Origin of the sequence: Pseudomonas sp. PMCC200344 (genome assembly GCF_030053095.1) — a bacterium.
GTDB classification, from domain to species: Bacteria; Pseudomonadota; Gammaproteobacteria; order Pseudomonadales; family Pseudomonadaceae; genus Aquipseudomonas; species Aquipseudomonas svalbardensis.
Genome location: NZ_CP125618.1, coordinates 119,237 through 135,044 on the forward strand (window position 1 = coordinate 119,237; position 15,808 = coordinate 135,044).

A 15,808-nucleotide genomic window follows, 5' to 3' on the forward strand; every position below is an offset into this window, starting at 1 on the left:
TGTAAAAATTGGAGAATTTACGCATCGGTCAGGTGAATGAGTCGTTATTGCTCTGCAATAGAGGCTCAAGGCCACGTTTTCAGGCTCTTGTGGGACGTTTGTACTGCTTGTCGGTACAGTCTTCGAATATGCGACAAATACTTATATCTGTAGTGCTTTTATTTTGCTGACTACGGGGTCAGTTAATATCGCAAAGCCTTTATCCTTCTAGGCTGTAGCTCTGTGCCTGATTGACCAGCCAATCGTGAAATGCCCTTAAAGAGGCCGATTCGACCTTTCGCTCGGGAATCATCAAGTAATACGCCTTGATGCTTGATAACGCTTGGGCGTTGGCAATGACCAGGCGCTTCTCGGCCAGTTCGCGTTGAATCAGGAACGGCGGAATCAACGCTATTCCCATATCGTGCATGGCTGCTTGGGCAAGCATGGAGAATAGCTCGTAGCGCGGTCCTGTCATGTCTCGCGGGACATTTAGGTTTTGAGAGTTGAACCACTGGCGCCAGGCATAAGGGCGAGTGGTCTGCTGCAGCAGGGGCAATTCGGCGATGTCGCCGGGAGAGAGGTTTGTCTTTTTCCCCAGGAGGTTGGGGCTGCACACCGGCATCGGATTTTCGCCCATCAGTCTGTGGGATTCGGTACCCGACCAGTCCGCGTCGCCAAAATAGATCGCTGCATCGAAGTCGGTGTCGGCAAACAGGAAGGGCCGCGTTCGGTTGGTGAGGTTGACCGTCACTTCCGGGTGTTTTTGCTGGAAATCCTTGAGTCGTGGCAACAGCCATTGAGTGCCGAAGGTTGGAACCACCGCCAGCTCGATCACGTTGGCACCTTGCTGGCCCATCACTGACAAGGTGTCCCGTTCAACGGCGTCGAGTTGGGTGGCCACCCGGCGGCTGTAGGAAAGTCCGGCTTCCGTCAGCTTGACCCCACGTCGCGAGCGTCGGAACAGTTCTACGCTGAGGAATTCCTCAAGGCTGGCGATCTGTCGGCAAATGGCACCCTGAGTGAGCGAAAGCTCCTGAGCTGCCTTGGTAAAACTTTCGTGGCGAGCTGCCGCTTCAAAGCTGATCAGCGCCGTTGTGCTGGGGATTTTCCTGCGCATGTACGTCAACCTCACTAATACATCGCATAAAAGCTATTTTGCGATGTTTCGGAGTGAGAAATTAGCACAACAGTATGCAAAATCCTCGTTTGCCGTAACGCCGAACCCGGCCTAGGATCAGTCCACGTTATTTGACCCGATTCGAGAGGACACACTCATGGGCGGTAAAGCTAGCTTCAACTGGATCGATCCCCTGCTGCTGGATCAACAGCTCACCGAAGAAGAACGCATGATCCGCGACACCGCTGAACAATTCGCTCAGCAGAAGCTCGCGCCGCGTGTTCTCGAAGCTTTCCGCCATGAAAAGACCGACCCGGCAATCTTCCGCGAGATGGGCGAAATAGGTCTGTTGGGTGCGACTATCCCTGAGCAGTATGGTGGAAGCGGCCTGAACTACGTCAGCTACGGCCTGATAGCCCGTGAAGTCGAGCGCGTCGACTCCGGCTACCGCTCGATGATGAGCGTGCAGTCCTCGCTGGTCATGGTGCCGATCAATGAATTCGGTACCGAAGCCCAGAAGCAGAAGTACCTGCCGAAACTGGCTTCAGGCGAATGGATTGGTTGCTTCGGTCTGACTGAACCTAACCACGGTTCCGACCCTGGCGCGATGATTACTCGTGCGCGCAAAGTCGAAGGCGGCTACAGCCTGACCGGCAACAAGATGTGGATCACCAACAGCCCGATTGCCGACGTATTCGTGGTCTGGGGTAAGGATGATGCCGGCGACATCCGTGGCTTCGTTCTGGAGAAAGGCTGGAAAGGCCTGAGTGCGCCTGCGATTCACGGCAAGGTTGGCCTGCGTGCATCTATCACCGGCGAGATCGTCATGGACAGCGTGTTTGTCCCTGAAGAGAACATCTTCCCGGATGTCCGTGGCTTGAAAGGCCCTTTTACTTGCCTCAACTCGGCACGTTACGGCATTTCCTGGGGCGCGCTGGGTGCGGCCGAGTTTTGCTGGCACACCGCTCGCCAGTACACCCTGGATCGTCAGCAGTTCGGCCGTCCATTGGCCGCCACTCAACTGATCCAGAAGAAGCTGGCCGACATGCAGACTGAAATTACCCTGGCGCTGCAAGGTTGCCTACGTCTGGGGCGTATGAAAGATGAAGGTACTGCAGCGGTCGAGATCACTTCGATGATGAAGCGCAACTCCTGCGGCAAGTCCCTGGACATTGCTCGCATGGCGCGCGACATGCTGGGGGGTAACGGTATTTCCGATGAGTTCGGTGTTGCTCGCCACTTGGTCAACCTGGAAGTGGTGAATACCTATGAAGGTACGCATGACGTCCATGCACTGATCCTCGGTCGTGCGCAGACTGGCATCCAGGCGTTCTATTAATAGGAGAACGGCCATGGGCGCGCTTTCGCATCTACGGGTACTGGATTTATCGCGGGTTCTGGCCGGGCCGTGGGCCGGGCAGATCCTTGCTGACCTTGGCGCCGAAGTGATCAAGGTCGAGCGCCCGGGTAATGGCGATGACACGCGCGCCTGGGGGCCTCCCTTCCTTAAAGACGCTTATGGTGAGAACACTAGCGAGGCCGCTTATTACTTGTCGGCCAATCGCAACAAGCAATCGGTGACCATCGACTTCACCCGGCCTGAAGGGCAGAAGCTGGTGCGTGATCTGGCGGCGAAGTCGGACATCCTGATCGAGAACTTCAAGGTCGGTGGGCTGGCGGCATATGGTTTGGACTATGAGTCTCTAAAGGCGATCAATCCGAATCTGATCTATTGCTCGATTACCGGGTTTGGCCAGACTGGCCCTTACGCCAAGCGCGCGGGTTATGACTTCATGATCCAGGGACTGGGCGGTCTGATGAGTCTGACGGGGCGACCCGAAGGGGATGAGGGGGCCGGGCCGGTGAAAGTCGGCGTGGCGCTGACGGACATTTTGACCGGTCTCTATTCGACCGTGGCGATCCTTGCAGCGCTTGTGCATCGGGATCATGACGGTGGCGGCCAGCATATTGATATGGCGCTGTTGGATGTTCAGGTGGCTTGTCTGGCTAACCAGGCAATGAATTACCTGACTACGGGCAATGCTCCGAAGCGCCTGGGTAATGCTCATCCGAATATCGTGCCTTATCAGGATTTTCCTACGGCGGATGGAGACTTCATCCTCACCGTGGGTAATGACGGGCAGTTTCGCAAGTTTGCTGAAGTGGCTGGTCAGCCGCAGTGGGCAGATGATCCACGCTTTGCGACCAACAAGTTGCGGGTGGCGAATCGTGCGGTGTTGATTCCGCTTATTCGCCAGGCGACTGTGTTCAAGACGACTGCTGAGTGGGTGCTACAGCTGGAGCAAGCAGGTGTGCCGTGCGGGCCGATCAATGATCTGGCTCAGATGTTTGCGGATCCTCAGGTTAAAGCGCGCGGGTTGGCGATCGAGCTGCCCCACGTGCTGGCCGGGATGGTGCCGCAAGTGGCGAGTCCGATTCGTCTGTCCGAAACGCCTGTGGAGTATCGCAATGCGCCTCCTCTATTAGGGGAGCATACGCTGGAGGTTCTGCAGCGGGTGTTGGGTCTGGATGCTGGCGTTGTGGCTGCATTCAAAGAGGCCGGGGTGCTCTGAGGGTTTCTTCTATATAGAGGGAGTCGTTTTACTCTCCTATATAGAGAGGAAGCGGGCTGTTTTCCGGCGTTCTGCAAGTGATTGATAGAAAAGCGTAATTAAGGGTTGACGGTAGAATCTGGAAGTCTATAATTCGCCTCACTTCCGGCGCAGTCGAAACGGAAAACTCCTTGGTAAACAATGAGTTACGCAGTTTTCGACAGCGAGTTGCTTCAGGTCATCGAAGCCCAGAAGGAGTTGAAGGAGTGGTGTTGTTTGGCTCTTTTAACGGTTCGATCTTCTCGGTCGAAAGCGGAACAAAAGAGGTGTTGACAGCAGCGAGTAACGCTGTAGAATTCGCCTCCCGCTAACGAGAGATCGCAAGCGCAAGTGGTTGAAGTTGCAAAGGAAACTTTGAAAACTTCGGAAAATAACCGCTTGACAGCAACAGAGGCTGCTGTAGAATGCGCGCCTCGGTTGAGACGAAAGATCTTAACCAACCGCTCTTTAACAACTGAATCAAGCAATTCGTGTGGGTGCTTGTGGAGTCAGACTGATAGTCAACAAGATTATCAGCATCACAAGTTACTCCGCGAGAAATCAAAGATGTAACCAACGATTGCTGAGCCAAGTTTAGGGTTTCTTAAAAACCCAAAGATGTTTGAACTGAAGAGTTTGATCATGGCTCAGATTGAACGCTGGCGGCAGGCCTAACACATGCAAGTCGAGCGGCAGCACGGGTACTTGTACCTGGTGGCGAGCGGCGGACGGGTGAGTAATGCCTAGGAATCTGCCTGGTAGTGGGGGATAACGCTCGGAAACGGACGCTAATACCGCATACGTCCTACGGGAGAAAGCAGGGGACCTTCGGGCCTTGCGCTATCAGATGAGCCTAGGTCGGATTAGCTAGTTGGTGAGGTAATGGCTCACCAAGGCGACGATCCGTAACTGGTCTGAGAGGATGATCAGTCACACTGGAACTGAGACACGGTCCAGACTCCTACGGGAGGCAGCAGTGGGGAATATTGGACAATGGGCGAAAGCCTGATCCAGCCATGCCGCGTGTGTGAAGAAGGTCTTCGGATTGTAAAGCACTTTAAGTTGGGAGGAAGGGCATTTACCTAATACGTAAGTGTTTTGACGTTACCGACAGAATAAGCACCGGCTAACTCTGTGCCAGCAGCCGCGGTAATACAGAGGGTGCAAGCGTTAATCGGAATTACTGGGCGTAAAGCGCGCGTAGGTGGTTTGTTAAGTTGGATGTGAAATCCCCGGGCTCAACCTGGGAACTGCATTCAAAACTGACAAGCTAGAGTATGGTAGAGGGTGGTGGAATTTCCTGTGTAGCGGTGAAATGCGTAGATATAGGAAGGAACACCAGTGGCGAAGGCGACCACCTGGACTGATACTGACACTGAGGTGCGAAAGCGTGGGGAGCAAACAGGATTAGATACCCTGGTAGTCCACGCCGTAAACGATGTCAACTAGCCGTTGGGAGCCTTGAGCTCTTAGTGGCGCAGCTAACGCATTAAGTTGACCGCCTGGGGAGTACGGCCGCAAGGTTAAAACTCAAATGAATTGACGGGGGCCCGCACAAGCGGTGGAGCATGTGGTTTAATTCGAAGCAACGCGAAGAACCTTACCAGGCCTTGACATCCAATGAACTTTCCAGAGATGGATGGGTGCCTTCGGGAACATTGAGACAGGTGCTGCATGGCTGTCGTCAGCTCGTGTCGTGAGATGTTGGGTTAAGTCCCGTAACGAGCGCAACCCTTGTCCTTAGTTACCAGCACGTAATGGTGGGCACTCTAAGGAGACTGCCGGTGACAAACCGGAGGAAGGTGGGGATGACGTCAAGTCATCATGGCCCTTACGGCCTGGGCTACACACGTGCTACAATGGTCGGTACAGAGGGTTGCCAAGCCGCGAGGTGGAGCTAATCCCAGAAAACCGATCGTAGTCCGGATCGCAGTCTGCAACTCGACTGCGTGAAGTCGGAATCGCTAGTAATCGCGAATCAGAATGTCGCGGTGAATACGTTCCCGGGCCTTGTACACACCGCCCGTCACACCATGGGAGTGGGTTGCACCAGAAGTAGCTAGTCTAACCTTCGGGAGGACGGTTACCACGGTGTGATTCATGACTGGGGTGAAGTCGTAACAAGGTAGCCGTAGGGGAACCTGCGGCTGGATCACCTCCTTAATCGACGACATCAGCTGCTCCATAAGTTCCCACACGAATTGCTTGATTCATTGAAGAAGACGATAAGAAGCAGCCCTAACAGGTTGTAGCTTAGTTGGTCGGAACGCACCCATGCTCTGTGGTAGAGAGCAGGGTGAGGTCGGCCTTAAAGCTCGAAATTGGGTCTGTAGCTCAGTTGGTTAGAGCGCACCCCTGATAAGGGTGAGGTCGGCAGTTCGAATCTGCCCAGACCCACCAATTTTGTGTGGGAACCTGTAGAAATACGGGGCCATAGCTCAGCTGGGAGAGCGCCTGCCTTGCACGCAGGAGGTCAACGGTTCGATCCCGTTTGGCTCCACCACTACTGCTTCTGTTTGTTGAAAGCTTAGAAATGAGCATTCCATCGTAGGATGGTGAATGTTGATTTCTAGTCTTTGGCTAGATCGTTCTTTAAAAATTTGGGTATGTGATAGAAAGATAGACTGAACGTTACTTTCACTGGTAACGGCTCAGGCTAAGGTAAAATTTGTGAGTTAAATTGCGAATTTTCGGCGAATGTCGTCTTCACAGTATAACCAGATTGCTTGGGGTTATATGGTCAAGTGAAGAAGCGCATACGGTGGATGCCTTGGCAGTCAGAGGCGATGAAAGACGTGGTAGCCTGCGAAAAGCTTCGGGGAGTCGGCAAACAGACTTTGATCCGGAGATGTCTGAATGGGGGAACCCAGCCATCATAAGATGGTTATCTTAAGCTGAATACATAGGCTTAAGAGGCGAACCAGGGGAACTGAAACATCTAAGTACCCTGAGGAAAAGAAATCAACCGAGATTCCCTTAGTAGTGGCGAGCGAACGGGGACTAGCCCTTAAGTGGCTTTGAGATTAGCGGAACGCTCTGGAAAGTGCGGCCATAGTGGGTGATAGCCCTGTACGCGAAAATCTCTTGGCCATGAAATCGAGTAGGACGGAGCACGAGAAACTTTGTCTGAATATGGGGGGACCATCCTCCAAGGCTAAATACTACTGACTGACCGATAGTGAACTAGTACCGTGAGGGAAAGGCGAAAAGAACCCCGGAGAGGGGAGTGAAATAGATCCTGAAACCGTATGCGTACAAGCAGTGGGAGCCCACTTTGTTGGGTGACTGCGTACCTTTTGTATAATGGGTCAGCGACTTATTTTCAGTGGCGAGCTTAACCGAATAGGGGAGGCGTAGCGAAAGCGAGTCTTAATAGGGCGTCTAGTCGCTGGGAATAGACCCGAAACCGGGCGATCTATCCATGGGCAGGTTGAAGGTTGGGTAACACTAACTGGAGGACCGAACCGACTACCGTTGAAAAGTTAGCGGATGACCTGTGGATCGGAGTGAAAGGCTAATCAAGCTCGGAGATAGCTGGTTCTCCTCGAAAGCTATTTAGGTAGCGCCTCATGTATCACTGTAGGGGGTAGAGCACTGTTTCGGCTAGGGGGTCATCCCGACTTACCAAACCGATGCAAACTCCGAATACCTACAAGTGCCGAGCATGGGAGACACACGGCGGGTGCTAACGTCCGTCGTGAAAAGGGAAACAACCCAGACCGTCAGCTAAGGTCCCAAAGTTATGGTTAAGTGGGAAACGATGTGGGAAGGCTTAGACAGCTAGGAGGTTGGCTTAGAAGCAGCCACCCTTTAAAGAAAGCGTAATAGCTCACTAGTCGAGTCGGCCTGCGCGGAAGATGTAACGGGGCTCAAACCATACACCGAAGCTACGGGTATCACTTAGGTGATGCGGTAGAGGAGCGTTCTGTAAGCCTGTGAAGGTGAGTTGAGAAGCTTGCTGGAGGTATCAGAAGTGCGAATGCTGACATGAGTAACGACAATGGGTGTGAAAAACACCCACGCCGAAAGACCAAGGTTTCCTGCGCAACGTTAATCGACGCAGGGTTAGTCGGTCCCTAAGGCGAGGCTGAAAAGCGTAGTCGATGGAAAACAGGTTAATATTCCTGTACTTCTGGTTATTGCGATGGAGGGACGGAGAAGGCTAGGCCAGCTTGGCGTTGGTTGTCCAAGTTTAAGGTGGTAGGCTGGAATCTTAGGTAAATCCGGGATTCTAAGGCCGAGAGCTGATGACGAGTTACCCTTTGGGTGACGAAGTGGTTGATGCCATGCTTCCAAGAAAAGCTTCTAAGCTTCAGGTAACCAGGAACCGTACCCCAAACCGACACAGGTGGTTGGGTAGAGAATACCAAGGCGCTTGAGAGAACTCGGGTGAAGGAACTAGGCAAAATGGCACCGTAACTTCGGGAGAAGGTGCGCCGGTGAGGGTGAAGCATTTACTGCGTAAGCCCATGCCGGTCGAAGATACCAGGCCGCTGCGACTGTTTATTAAAAACACAGCACTCTGCAAACACGAAAGTGGACGTATAGGGTGTGACGCCTGCCCGGTGCCGGAAGGTTAATTGATGGGGTTAGCTAACGCGAAGCTCTTGATCGAAGCCCCGGTAAACGGCGGCCGTAACTATAACGGTCCTAAGGTAGCGAAATTCCTTGTCGGGTAAGTTCCGACCTGCACGAATGGCGTAACGATGGCGGCGCTGTCTCCACCCGAGACTCAGTGAAATTGAAATCGCTGTGAAGATGCAGTGTATCCGCGGCTAGACGGAAAGACCCCGTGAACCTTTACTATAGCTTTGCACTGGACTTTGAATTTGCTTGTGTAGGATAGGTGGGAGGCTTTGAAGCGTGGACGCCAGTTCGCGTGGAGCCAACCTTGAAATACCACCCTGGCAACTTTGAGGTTCTAACTCAGGTCCGTTATCCGGATCGAGGACAGTGTATGGTGGGTAGTTTGACTGGGGCGGTCTCCTCCTAAAGAGTAACGGAGGAGTACGAAGGTGCGCTCAGACCGGTCGGAAATCGGTCGTAGAGTATAAAGGCAAAAGCGCGCTTGACTGCGAGACAGACACGTCGAGCAGGTACGAAAGTAGGTCTTAGTGATCCGGTGGTTCTGTATGGAAGGGCCATCGCTCAACGGATAAAAGGTACTCCGGGGATAACAGGCTGATACCGCCCAAGAGTTCATATCGACGGCGGTGTTTGGCACCTCGATGTCGGCTCATCACATCCTGGGGCTGAAGCCGGTCCCAAGGGTATGGCTGTTCGCCATTTAAAGTGGTACGCGAGCTGGGTTTAGAACGTCGTGAGACAGTTCGGTCCCTATCTGCCGTGGACGTTTGAGATTTGAGAGGGGCTGCTCCTAGTACGAGAGGACCGGAGTGGACGAACCTCTGGTGTTCCGGTTGTCACGCCAGTGGCATTGCCGGGTAGCTATGTTCGGAATAGATAACCGCTGAAAGCATCTAAGCGGGAAACTAGCCTCAAGATGAGATCTCACTGGGACCTTGAGTCCCCTGAAGGGCCGTCGAAGACTACGACGTTGATAGGTTGGGTGTGTAAGCGCTGTGAGGCGTTGAGCTAACCAATACTAATTGCCCGTGAGGCTTGACCATATAACACCCAAGCAATTTGCTGACCTGAAGAGGCACCAGATTGCGGTGTGTGAAGACGACACAAGTCGAAAATTCGCAACGCAACACACAAATCTATCACCTGCCCATTCGCTGGAGCGTGATCCGCAAGGAGAACGACCTGGCTACCGAATTTCTTGACGACCATAGAGCATTGGAACCACCTGATCCCATCCCGAACTCAGCAGTGAAACGATGCATCGCCGATGGTAGTGTGGGGTTTCCCCATGTGAGAGTAGGTCATCGTCAAGATTAAATTCCGAAACCCCTATCTGCGTATGCAGGTAGGGGTTTTGTTTTAGTAGAAGTCACCCATTTTGCTGGCACGTTGCGCTGTAACGGGCTGGTCACAGAATTTCTTGACGACCATAGAGCATTGGAACCACCTGATCCCATCCCGAACTCAGCAGTGAAACGATGCATCGCCGATGGTAGTGTGGGGTTTCCCCATGTGAGAGTAGGTCATCGTCAAGATTGAATTCCGAAACCCCTGTCTGCTAACGCAGACAGGGGTTTTGTCGTTCTGGGCTCGCTAAACGCTCAGAAAAACGCCATCGCCAAACCACTACAGTGTATGCGTCCGGGCATCACGCCTTGCGTGATTAAACCGGCTGCCACTTATGCGGAAGCAACCGATCGATTTCACTCGCCCGCTGCGTCGGCAGGCGCGTGAGGACGTCCTTCAAATAAGCATACGGATCATGCCCGTTGAGCCGCGCCGACTGGATCAAGCTCATGATCGCCGCCGCCCGTTTGCCGCTGCGTAGCGAACCTGCAAAGAGCCAGTTTTTGCGACCCAACGCCCATGGTCGGATTTGGTTTTCGCACCAATTATTGTCAATGGGTACGGCCCCGTCATCGAGGTAGCGCGACAGCGCCGTCCAGCGTTTGAGGCTGTAATCCAGAGCTTTGCTTATCGCCGAGCCGTCGTGCACGATCTGGCGCTGGGCGATCATCCAGGCATGCAGAGCATCCATCACCGGTACAGCTTTTTCTTGCCGTATTCGGCGGCGTAAATCCGGTTCAAGGTTGCGGGCTTCGCTCTCGATTTCGTAAAGCAACTGGATGTAGCGCAAGGCCTGTTCGGCGAGCTGGCTCTTGTTGGTGGCGTGCAGTTCGAAGAACTTGCGCCGTGCATGGGCCATGCAGCCGATCTCGGTGACGCCGAGTTCAAAGCTGGCCTTGTAGCCGCCAAAATCATCACAGACCAGCTTGCCTTTCCAGTTTCGCAGGAAGCTGCGTGCATGCTCTCCGGCGCGGCTCGGGCTGAAGTCGTAAACGACCGCCGCCAAGTCCGAGAACTGGCTGGTGGCGTAGGCCCAGACATACGCGCGATGGGTTTTCTTTGCGCCCGGCGTAAGCATCTGCACCGGTGTTTCATCGGCATGGATTACGCCATGTTCGAGAACAGCATCGCGCAGGGCATCGAGCAGCGGCTGCAACTGCACACCACAGTTGCCGACCCATTGCGCCAAGGTCGAGCGGGCGATGACCAGACCGGCCCGACCAAAAATCGACTACTGACGATAGAGCGGTAAATGGTCGGCGAACTTTGCGATCATCACGTGGGCTAGCAGGCCGGCGGTCGGGATGCCCTTGTCGATGACCTGCGCCGGAACCGGTGCCTGGATCAGCGTTTCGCACTGGCCGCAGACCCACTTGCCACGGATATGACGCTCGACGGTGAACACGCCTGGCGTGTAGTCGAGTTTCTCGCTGACATCCTCGCCGATACGCTTGAGGGCGCAGCCGCACTGGCAGTGGCTGTTGTCGGGTTCGTGGTGGATCAGGGTGCGCGGAAACTGCGGCGGCAAGGCGGTACGCTTGGGTTTTTGCCGAGCCTCGGTCGAAACGGGAGCGGGTTGTAGCGCTTCAAGTTCGGCTTCGATGGCTGCGATGTCAGTGTCGATCAGGTCGTCAAGCAGGCTGGCCTGATCCGGGCTCAGTTGCTCGCTGCGCTTGGCAAACTTGAAGCGCTTGAGCTGCGCGATCTCGTGGGCCAGTTTCTCGTTGACCGTTTTGTGATGGTGGATTTGCTTACCCATCGTCTCGACTTTCTGATCGAGATTCTCGACACGCCGCATCAACTGCGCCGCCAGAGCGCGCAGTTGTTCAGGGGTTAGTTGGTCGAGGTTTGGAAGCGAAGTCATGCCGCCGATTTTGCCAGAGCAAGGCTACACCAGCGATAGACTCATCGGACAATTGCACGGCCAGGCTGGCCATGGCAAGCGTCACACGATGGAAATCGCGCCGCTTGGCCCAACTCTTTGCCAAGGCAAACCCAGCACCAGGGCATGCAGTTGTTCGGCACCTAATTCCATCTGAGAGCCGTGTCGAGAACCCGGCCAGAAGAACTTGCCTTGATGCAGGCGGCGCGCCGCCAGCCAAATACCCAACCCGTCGTGCACCAGCACTTTCATGCGATTGGCGCGGCGGTTGGCAAACAAATAAGCACAGTGCGGCTGCGCCGCACCGAACACGGCGACCACACGCGCCAGCGCGGTTTCGGTGCCGGCGCGCATGTCCATGGGCTCGGTGGCGAGCCAGATGGCGTCGATGCGGATCACATCGCAACAGGTCTCGAAGAAAGGTCGCACAGGCAGCCGCGCTGTCGGTCGGCCAGTTCACTTTGACGGTGCCGCGTGGGTGTGGGATTTCGAGGCAGATCATGGCCGGGGTGAAATCCGATCGTGACGCTGGCGACGGTAATGCCACCGGGATAAAGGCAGGTTGCAGGGCGACACTTTTCTGCGACTGTAGCCGAATCCACTTATGGACGAGGTTCGCGTTGAGACTGTGGCTCAGCGCGACGCTGGCAATCGAAGCGCCGGGCTGGGCACACTCTTGAATGACCTGGGCTTTGAAGGATTTGGAGTAGGAACGGCGTTGTGGCTGCATGAAATACCCGCTTAAAAGGCTAGAACTGGTGCCCACTTAAATTTAAGTGCACACCATGTCTTGGCTTTGCGGGGCTGGGTAGATGACTTGGCCGGACGCATACACTACAGTGTTCCCACAGAGACGACAAAGCCTGCCCCCGGATTCAGGCGCTGGCTTTGTTGGAGTGATGAGTGATTAGAACTGGTAGCTCACTGTCGCGGCGACATTCCGTTCTTCGCCCAAGTAGCAGAAGTTCAGGCTGGCACAGGAGGCCACGTAGGACTTATTCGTCAGGTTGTTCGCATTCAGGCGAACATCCACGCGCTTCAACCCTACTTTGCCTAAGTCGTAACCAACAGACGCATCAAACAGCGTGTAGGACGGCACCTTCATGGTGTTTTCCGCGTCGGCCCAGCTATAGCCGACATATCGCAAGTCCACCGCTGGCCCAGTCGACCACGGTTTTGCGACGCTGGTAGTCCGCGCCCATCAGTACAGTATGTTTGGTTGCACCGGTGAAGAACTCCGCTTGCTGCATGTTATCGACAATGAATGCATGAAGCTTCTCATCGCCACCGGTGTAATAACGATTCAACTCATTACTGCTCGGTGTGGTCCAGCCATAGGCATAGACCTGATCCAGCTTCACCTTGGAATCGAGGTAACGGAAGTTCTGCCGTGCCGTAAACACGTCATTGAAACGGTGCTCGAATTGATAACCGAAGGACTGCTGATCACGCTGAAAGCCATCAATGCTCGGTTCTCCCTCGAAGAAGTGGGGGGAGATCCGATTCCCATTGCGCTGATGAATTGTGCCGTCGGCCGGCACGCCACCGTGATAACCACCGTCCGGATCGTGTTGCAAATACGCTTGCAGGGTCAGCGAGGTGTCTTCGGTAAAATCGATGCTCACCGTAGGCGCGAGAGCGAAGCGTTTTTCTTTGTTGTGATCGAACTGTGTGTCGGACTGATCCGCCAGCCCTGTCAGGCGATAGGCAATGCGTTTGTCATCATCCACCGGGCCGCTGAAGTCGAAACCCATGCCGCGCTGACCCTGGGTGCCCACTGTGGCTTGAACCTGATGATAGGCCTCATACAGCGGCCACTTGCTGGTCAGCGCCACCAGGCCGCCGGGTGAACTGCGACCGTAGAGCACCGATGACGGCCCTTTGAGAATATCGACGCGCTCCAGGAAGTACGGGTCTACCTGCATGGTGCTGTAGGTGCCACTGTCCCCCATGGACTTCAAGCCATCCAGATAGATGTTATCCACAGAACCATCGTTGAAGCCGCGCAGCGCCACGTAGTCATAGCGGTGGGTTGCGCCATAAGGGTTGGTCAGCACGCCGGGGGTGTAACGCATGGCCTGGGACACGGTTTGCGAACCTTGATCGTCCATTTGCTCACGGGTTACCACAGAGACACTTTGCGAGGTTTCCAGCAACGCAGTACTGGTCTTGGTGGCGATCTGGCTATGCGTCGCGTTGTAGCCGTCCATGCTGCCCAGCGCATTGCCGAGGGCAAAGCCTTTGATGTCGGTAGTGGGCAATGTCAGCGCTTCGGTTTCGGCGACCGGGCGCAACACGTAGCTGCTGCCATCCTGACTCACGGCCTCCAAACCCGAACCGCTGAGCAAACGTCGCAGTGCCTGGTCCGCCGAATATTCGCCCTGCACGCCTGGTGACTGAAGGCCCCCGGTTCGCGAAGGCGTCGTCGACAAGGTAATCCCCGCCTGACGCGCAAACTGGTTGAGCACATCGCGCAATGGGCCTGCGGCAATGTTGTAACGGTGGCTGCTGACCTCGCTGCCCGCTACCGCTACGCCCTGTGTCGGCAGCACGCCGACACCCAGCGCGGTAGAGAACAGCGCAGCGCGTACGGCGTAGCGCAGGACGCCTGAATCGGCGGCGAAATGAAGAGGATTCTTACTGGTGGCGCGCGCAGTCATTGTAGGTTTCCGTAGGAAGTCGCTGAGGTCAGAATTGAAGTGCTTACTGACTAAGCCGGACTTGTCCGGAAAACCCGCCAAAAATATTTCAGGCCTGTCGCTCCAACGTCACCCACCAGCGAGTGCGATAGCGCAGTTGCACTGGCAGGGTTTGCGGCAGGATGGCCAGCAACCTGTCGGTGTTCTCCAGGCGGAAAACCCCGGATAACCGCAAGTCAGCAATGTCCGCTGAGCACGTCAGATAACCGTGGTGATAGCGTCCGACTTCATCAAGGAAATCCCCCAGCCGCATATTGCGAGTCACGATCAGCCCGTCGACCCAAGCACCCGCATCCATGTTCAGCGGTGGCGCCAACCTCGCCTGGTGATGATCGATCAGATAACTTTGCCCGGCCTGCACCTGGATCGGTGTGCTATCGGCGGCAAGTGGTGAATGTATGAGGACCATGCCGCCGGTAACACTGAGCCGCGTGCAGTCGCCGTCCTGCCGCAGGATGAAACGTGCCCCGACGCCTTCATACACACCCTGGCGACTTTGCACCCGCAGCGGTCGATCAAACGAAGATCCTTCGTCGATCCCGCCGCACGTCACGATGATTTCGCCGCGAGTCAGTTTGATCAGCCGCTGCTGCGCGTTGTAATCCAGATCCACTGCACTGGCGGTATTGAGTTCCAGTCGTGTGCCGTCGGGCAATTGGAAACCGCGCCGTTCGCCCGTGGCAGTAGCGAAATCAGAGGACCACTGTTGCCAGCCCACTGCATCCTTGCCCAACCACGCCGCCGACCCCATCAGCAACGCACCGGACAGCAGCTTCAAGGCCTGGCGGCGTCCCAGTCCCTGAGCGCTGTTTTCCAACGTATTGAAGGCCACTTGAGCACCGGGCACTGCCCGCAGGTTGCTGCTCAACTCGGCTTGCAGCGACTGCACCCGTTGCCAGGCCAGTTCGTGTTCATGGTGTTCGGCCCGCCAGACATCGCATTGCTGACGTAGCCTGGAATTAGCCGAGTTGTTACGCAGACGCAGTAGCCAATGGATGGCTTGTTTGACCACCTGCTGGTGCGGTTCACCGCGTCGATTCAGCGACAAGTTATCCACAGGCATCACGTTTCATACCGCAGCACATAGCAGTGATACAGCGCGTCGGCCACATAGCGTTCCACCGAACGCAGAGACAAGCCCATCTGCTCGGCGATGTGTTTGTGGGTAAGCCCTTCGCACTGTGCCAGCAGAAACGCCTGACGCACTTTCGGCTTCAGGCCTTCGAGCATACGGGCGATGCTTTCCAGCAACTCAAGTACCAATGTCCGCGCTTCGATGCTCGGGGTTTCGGACTGGGGCAAATGGGCGATGGTTTCAGGTAGGCGCGTTCGATTTCTTCACGGCGCCAATGGTCGATCACCAACCCACGGGCGATCGTTCGAAGAAAGGCGCGGGGAGCCTTGAGTTCCAGTCGTTCGGTTCTGTGCAGCAGACGCACAAACGTGTCCTGAGCCAGGTCCGCCGCATCGGCTGCATTACCCAATCGCGCGCGCAGCCACGTGTTGAGCCAACCGTGATGGCTACTGTAAAGCGCCTGTACTGCAAACTCAGGTGAGGACATGAACGCGACAGCCCGAACGTCACAAATGATAATTAGTCGCA

General features: G+C 55.3%; 5 protein-coding genes, 2 tRNA genes, 4 rRNA genes and 4 pseudogenes. 8 read left to right on the forward strand and 7 right to left on the reverse strand.

What is annotated here, in order from left to right; genetic code table 11:
* Positions 1-199 precede the first annotated feature (199 nt).
* Complete coding sequence (locus QFW87_RS00595) at positions 200-1,099, reverse strand: LysR family transcriptional regulator (protein WP_283189560.1); 900 nt, start codon at positions 1,097-1,099, stop codon at positions 200-202.
* 157 nt (positions 1,100-1,256) lie between these two features.
* Here QFW87_RS00595 and QFW87_RS00600 point away from each other — a divergent pair, with 157 nt between their 5' ends.
* The 8 genes from QFW87_RS00600 to rrf (QFW87_RS00635) all read left to right on the forward strand — a co-directional run bounded on the left by QFW87_RS00600 (position 1,257) and on the right by rrf (QFW87_RS00635) (position 9,812).
* The gene (locus QFW87_RS00600; RefSeq protein ID WP_283189561.1) at positions 1,257-2,438 is read left to right on the forward strand and encodes an acyl-CoA dehydrogenase; all 1,182 of its coding nucleotides are present in this window, start codon (positions 1,257-1,259) and stop codon (positions 2,436-2,438) included.
* Positions 2,439-2,451: 13 nt separating this feature from the next.
* Positions 2,452-3,672, forward strand: coding sequence for a CaiB/BaiF CoA-transferase family protein (locus tag QFW87_RS00605; RefSeq protein WP_283189562.1), 1,221 nt, complete (start codon positions 2,452-2,454; stop codon positions 3,670-3,672).
* 642 nt (positions 3,673-4,314) lie between these two features.
* Positions 4,315-5,853: ribosomal RNA gene (locus QFW87_RS00610) — 16S ribosomal RNA — on the forward strand.
* 160 nt (positions 5,854-6,013) lie between these two features.
* Positions 6,014-6,090, forward strand: a tRNA-Ile gene (locus QFW87_RS00615).
* 27 nt (positions 6,091-6,117) lie between these two features.
* Positions 6,118-6,193, forward strand: a tRNA-Ala gene (locus tag QFW87_RS00620).
* Positions 6,194-6,428: 235 nt separating this feature from the next.
* Positions 6,429-9,320: ribosomal RNA gene (locus QFW87_RS00625) — 23S ribosomal RNA — on the forward strand.
* 154 nt (positions 9,321-9,474) lie between these two features.
* A 5S ribosomal RNA gene (gene rrf, locus QFW87_RS00630) occupies positions 9,475-9,590 on the forward strand.
* 106 nt (positions 9,591-9,696) lie between these two features.
* Positions 9,697-9,812 (forward strand): 5S ribosomal RNA (gene rrf, locus QFW87_RS00635).
* The 16S, 23S and 5S rRNA genes sit together here with 2 tRNA genes alongside, the layout of an rRNA operon.
* Positions 9,813-9,940: 128 nt before the next feature.
* Here the strand turns inward: rrf (QFW87_RS00635) and QFW87_RS00640 are convergent.
* The 6 genes and pseudogenes from QFW87_RS00640 to QFW87_RS00665 form a co-directional block, all read right to left on the reverse strand.
* Positions 9,941-11,488: pseudogene (locus QFW87_RS00640) on the reverse strand (IS66 family transposase).
* Positions 11,489-11,569: 81 nt separating this feature from the next.
* Positions 11,570-11,935, reverse strand: coding sequence for an IS66 family insertion sequence element accessory protein TnpB (gene tnpB, locus QFW87_RS00645; RefSeq protein ID WP_283189563.1), 366 nt, complete (start codon positions 11,933-11,935; stop codon positions 11,570-11,572).
* Between the two features lie 160 nt (positions 11,936-12,095).
* Positions 12,096-12,236: pseudogene (locus tag QFW87_RS00650) on the reverse strand (transposase); the annotation flags it as partial.
* Between the two features lie 177 nt (positions 12,237-12,413).
* A pseudogene (locus tag QFW87_RS00655) lies at positions 12,414-14,166 on the reverse strand (TonB-dependent siderophore receptor).
* An 88-nt stretch (positions 14,167-14,254) separates the two neighbouring features.
* Complete coding sequence (locus tag QFW87_RS00660; protein ID WP_283189564.1) at positions 14,255-15,268, reverse strand: FecR family protein; 1,014 nt, start codon at positions 15,266-15,268, stop codon at positions 14,255-14,257.
* Positions 15,268-15,767, reverse strand: a pseudogene (locus QFW87_RS00665) (sigma-70 family RNA polymerase sigma factor). Before QFW87_RS00665 ends, QFW87_RS00660 begins: the two are co-directional and overlap by 1 nt.
* Positions 15,768-15,808 lie beyond the last annotated feature (41 nt).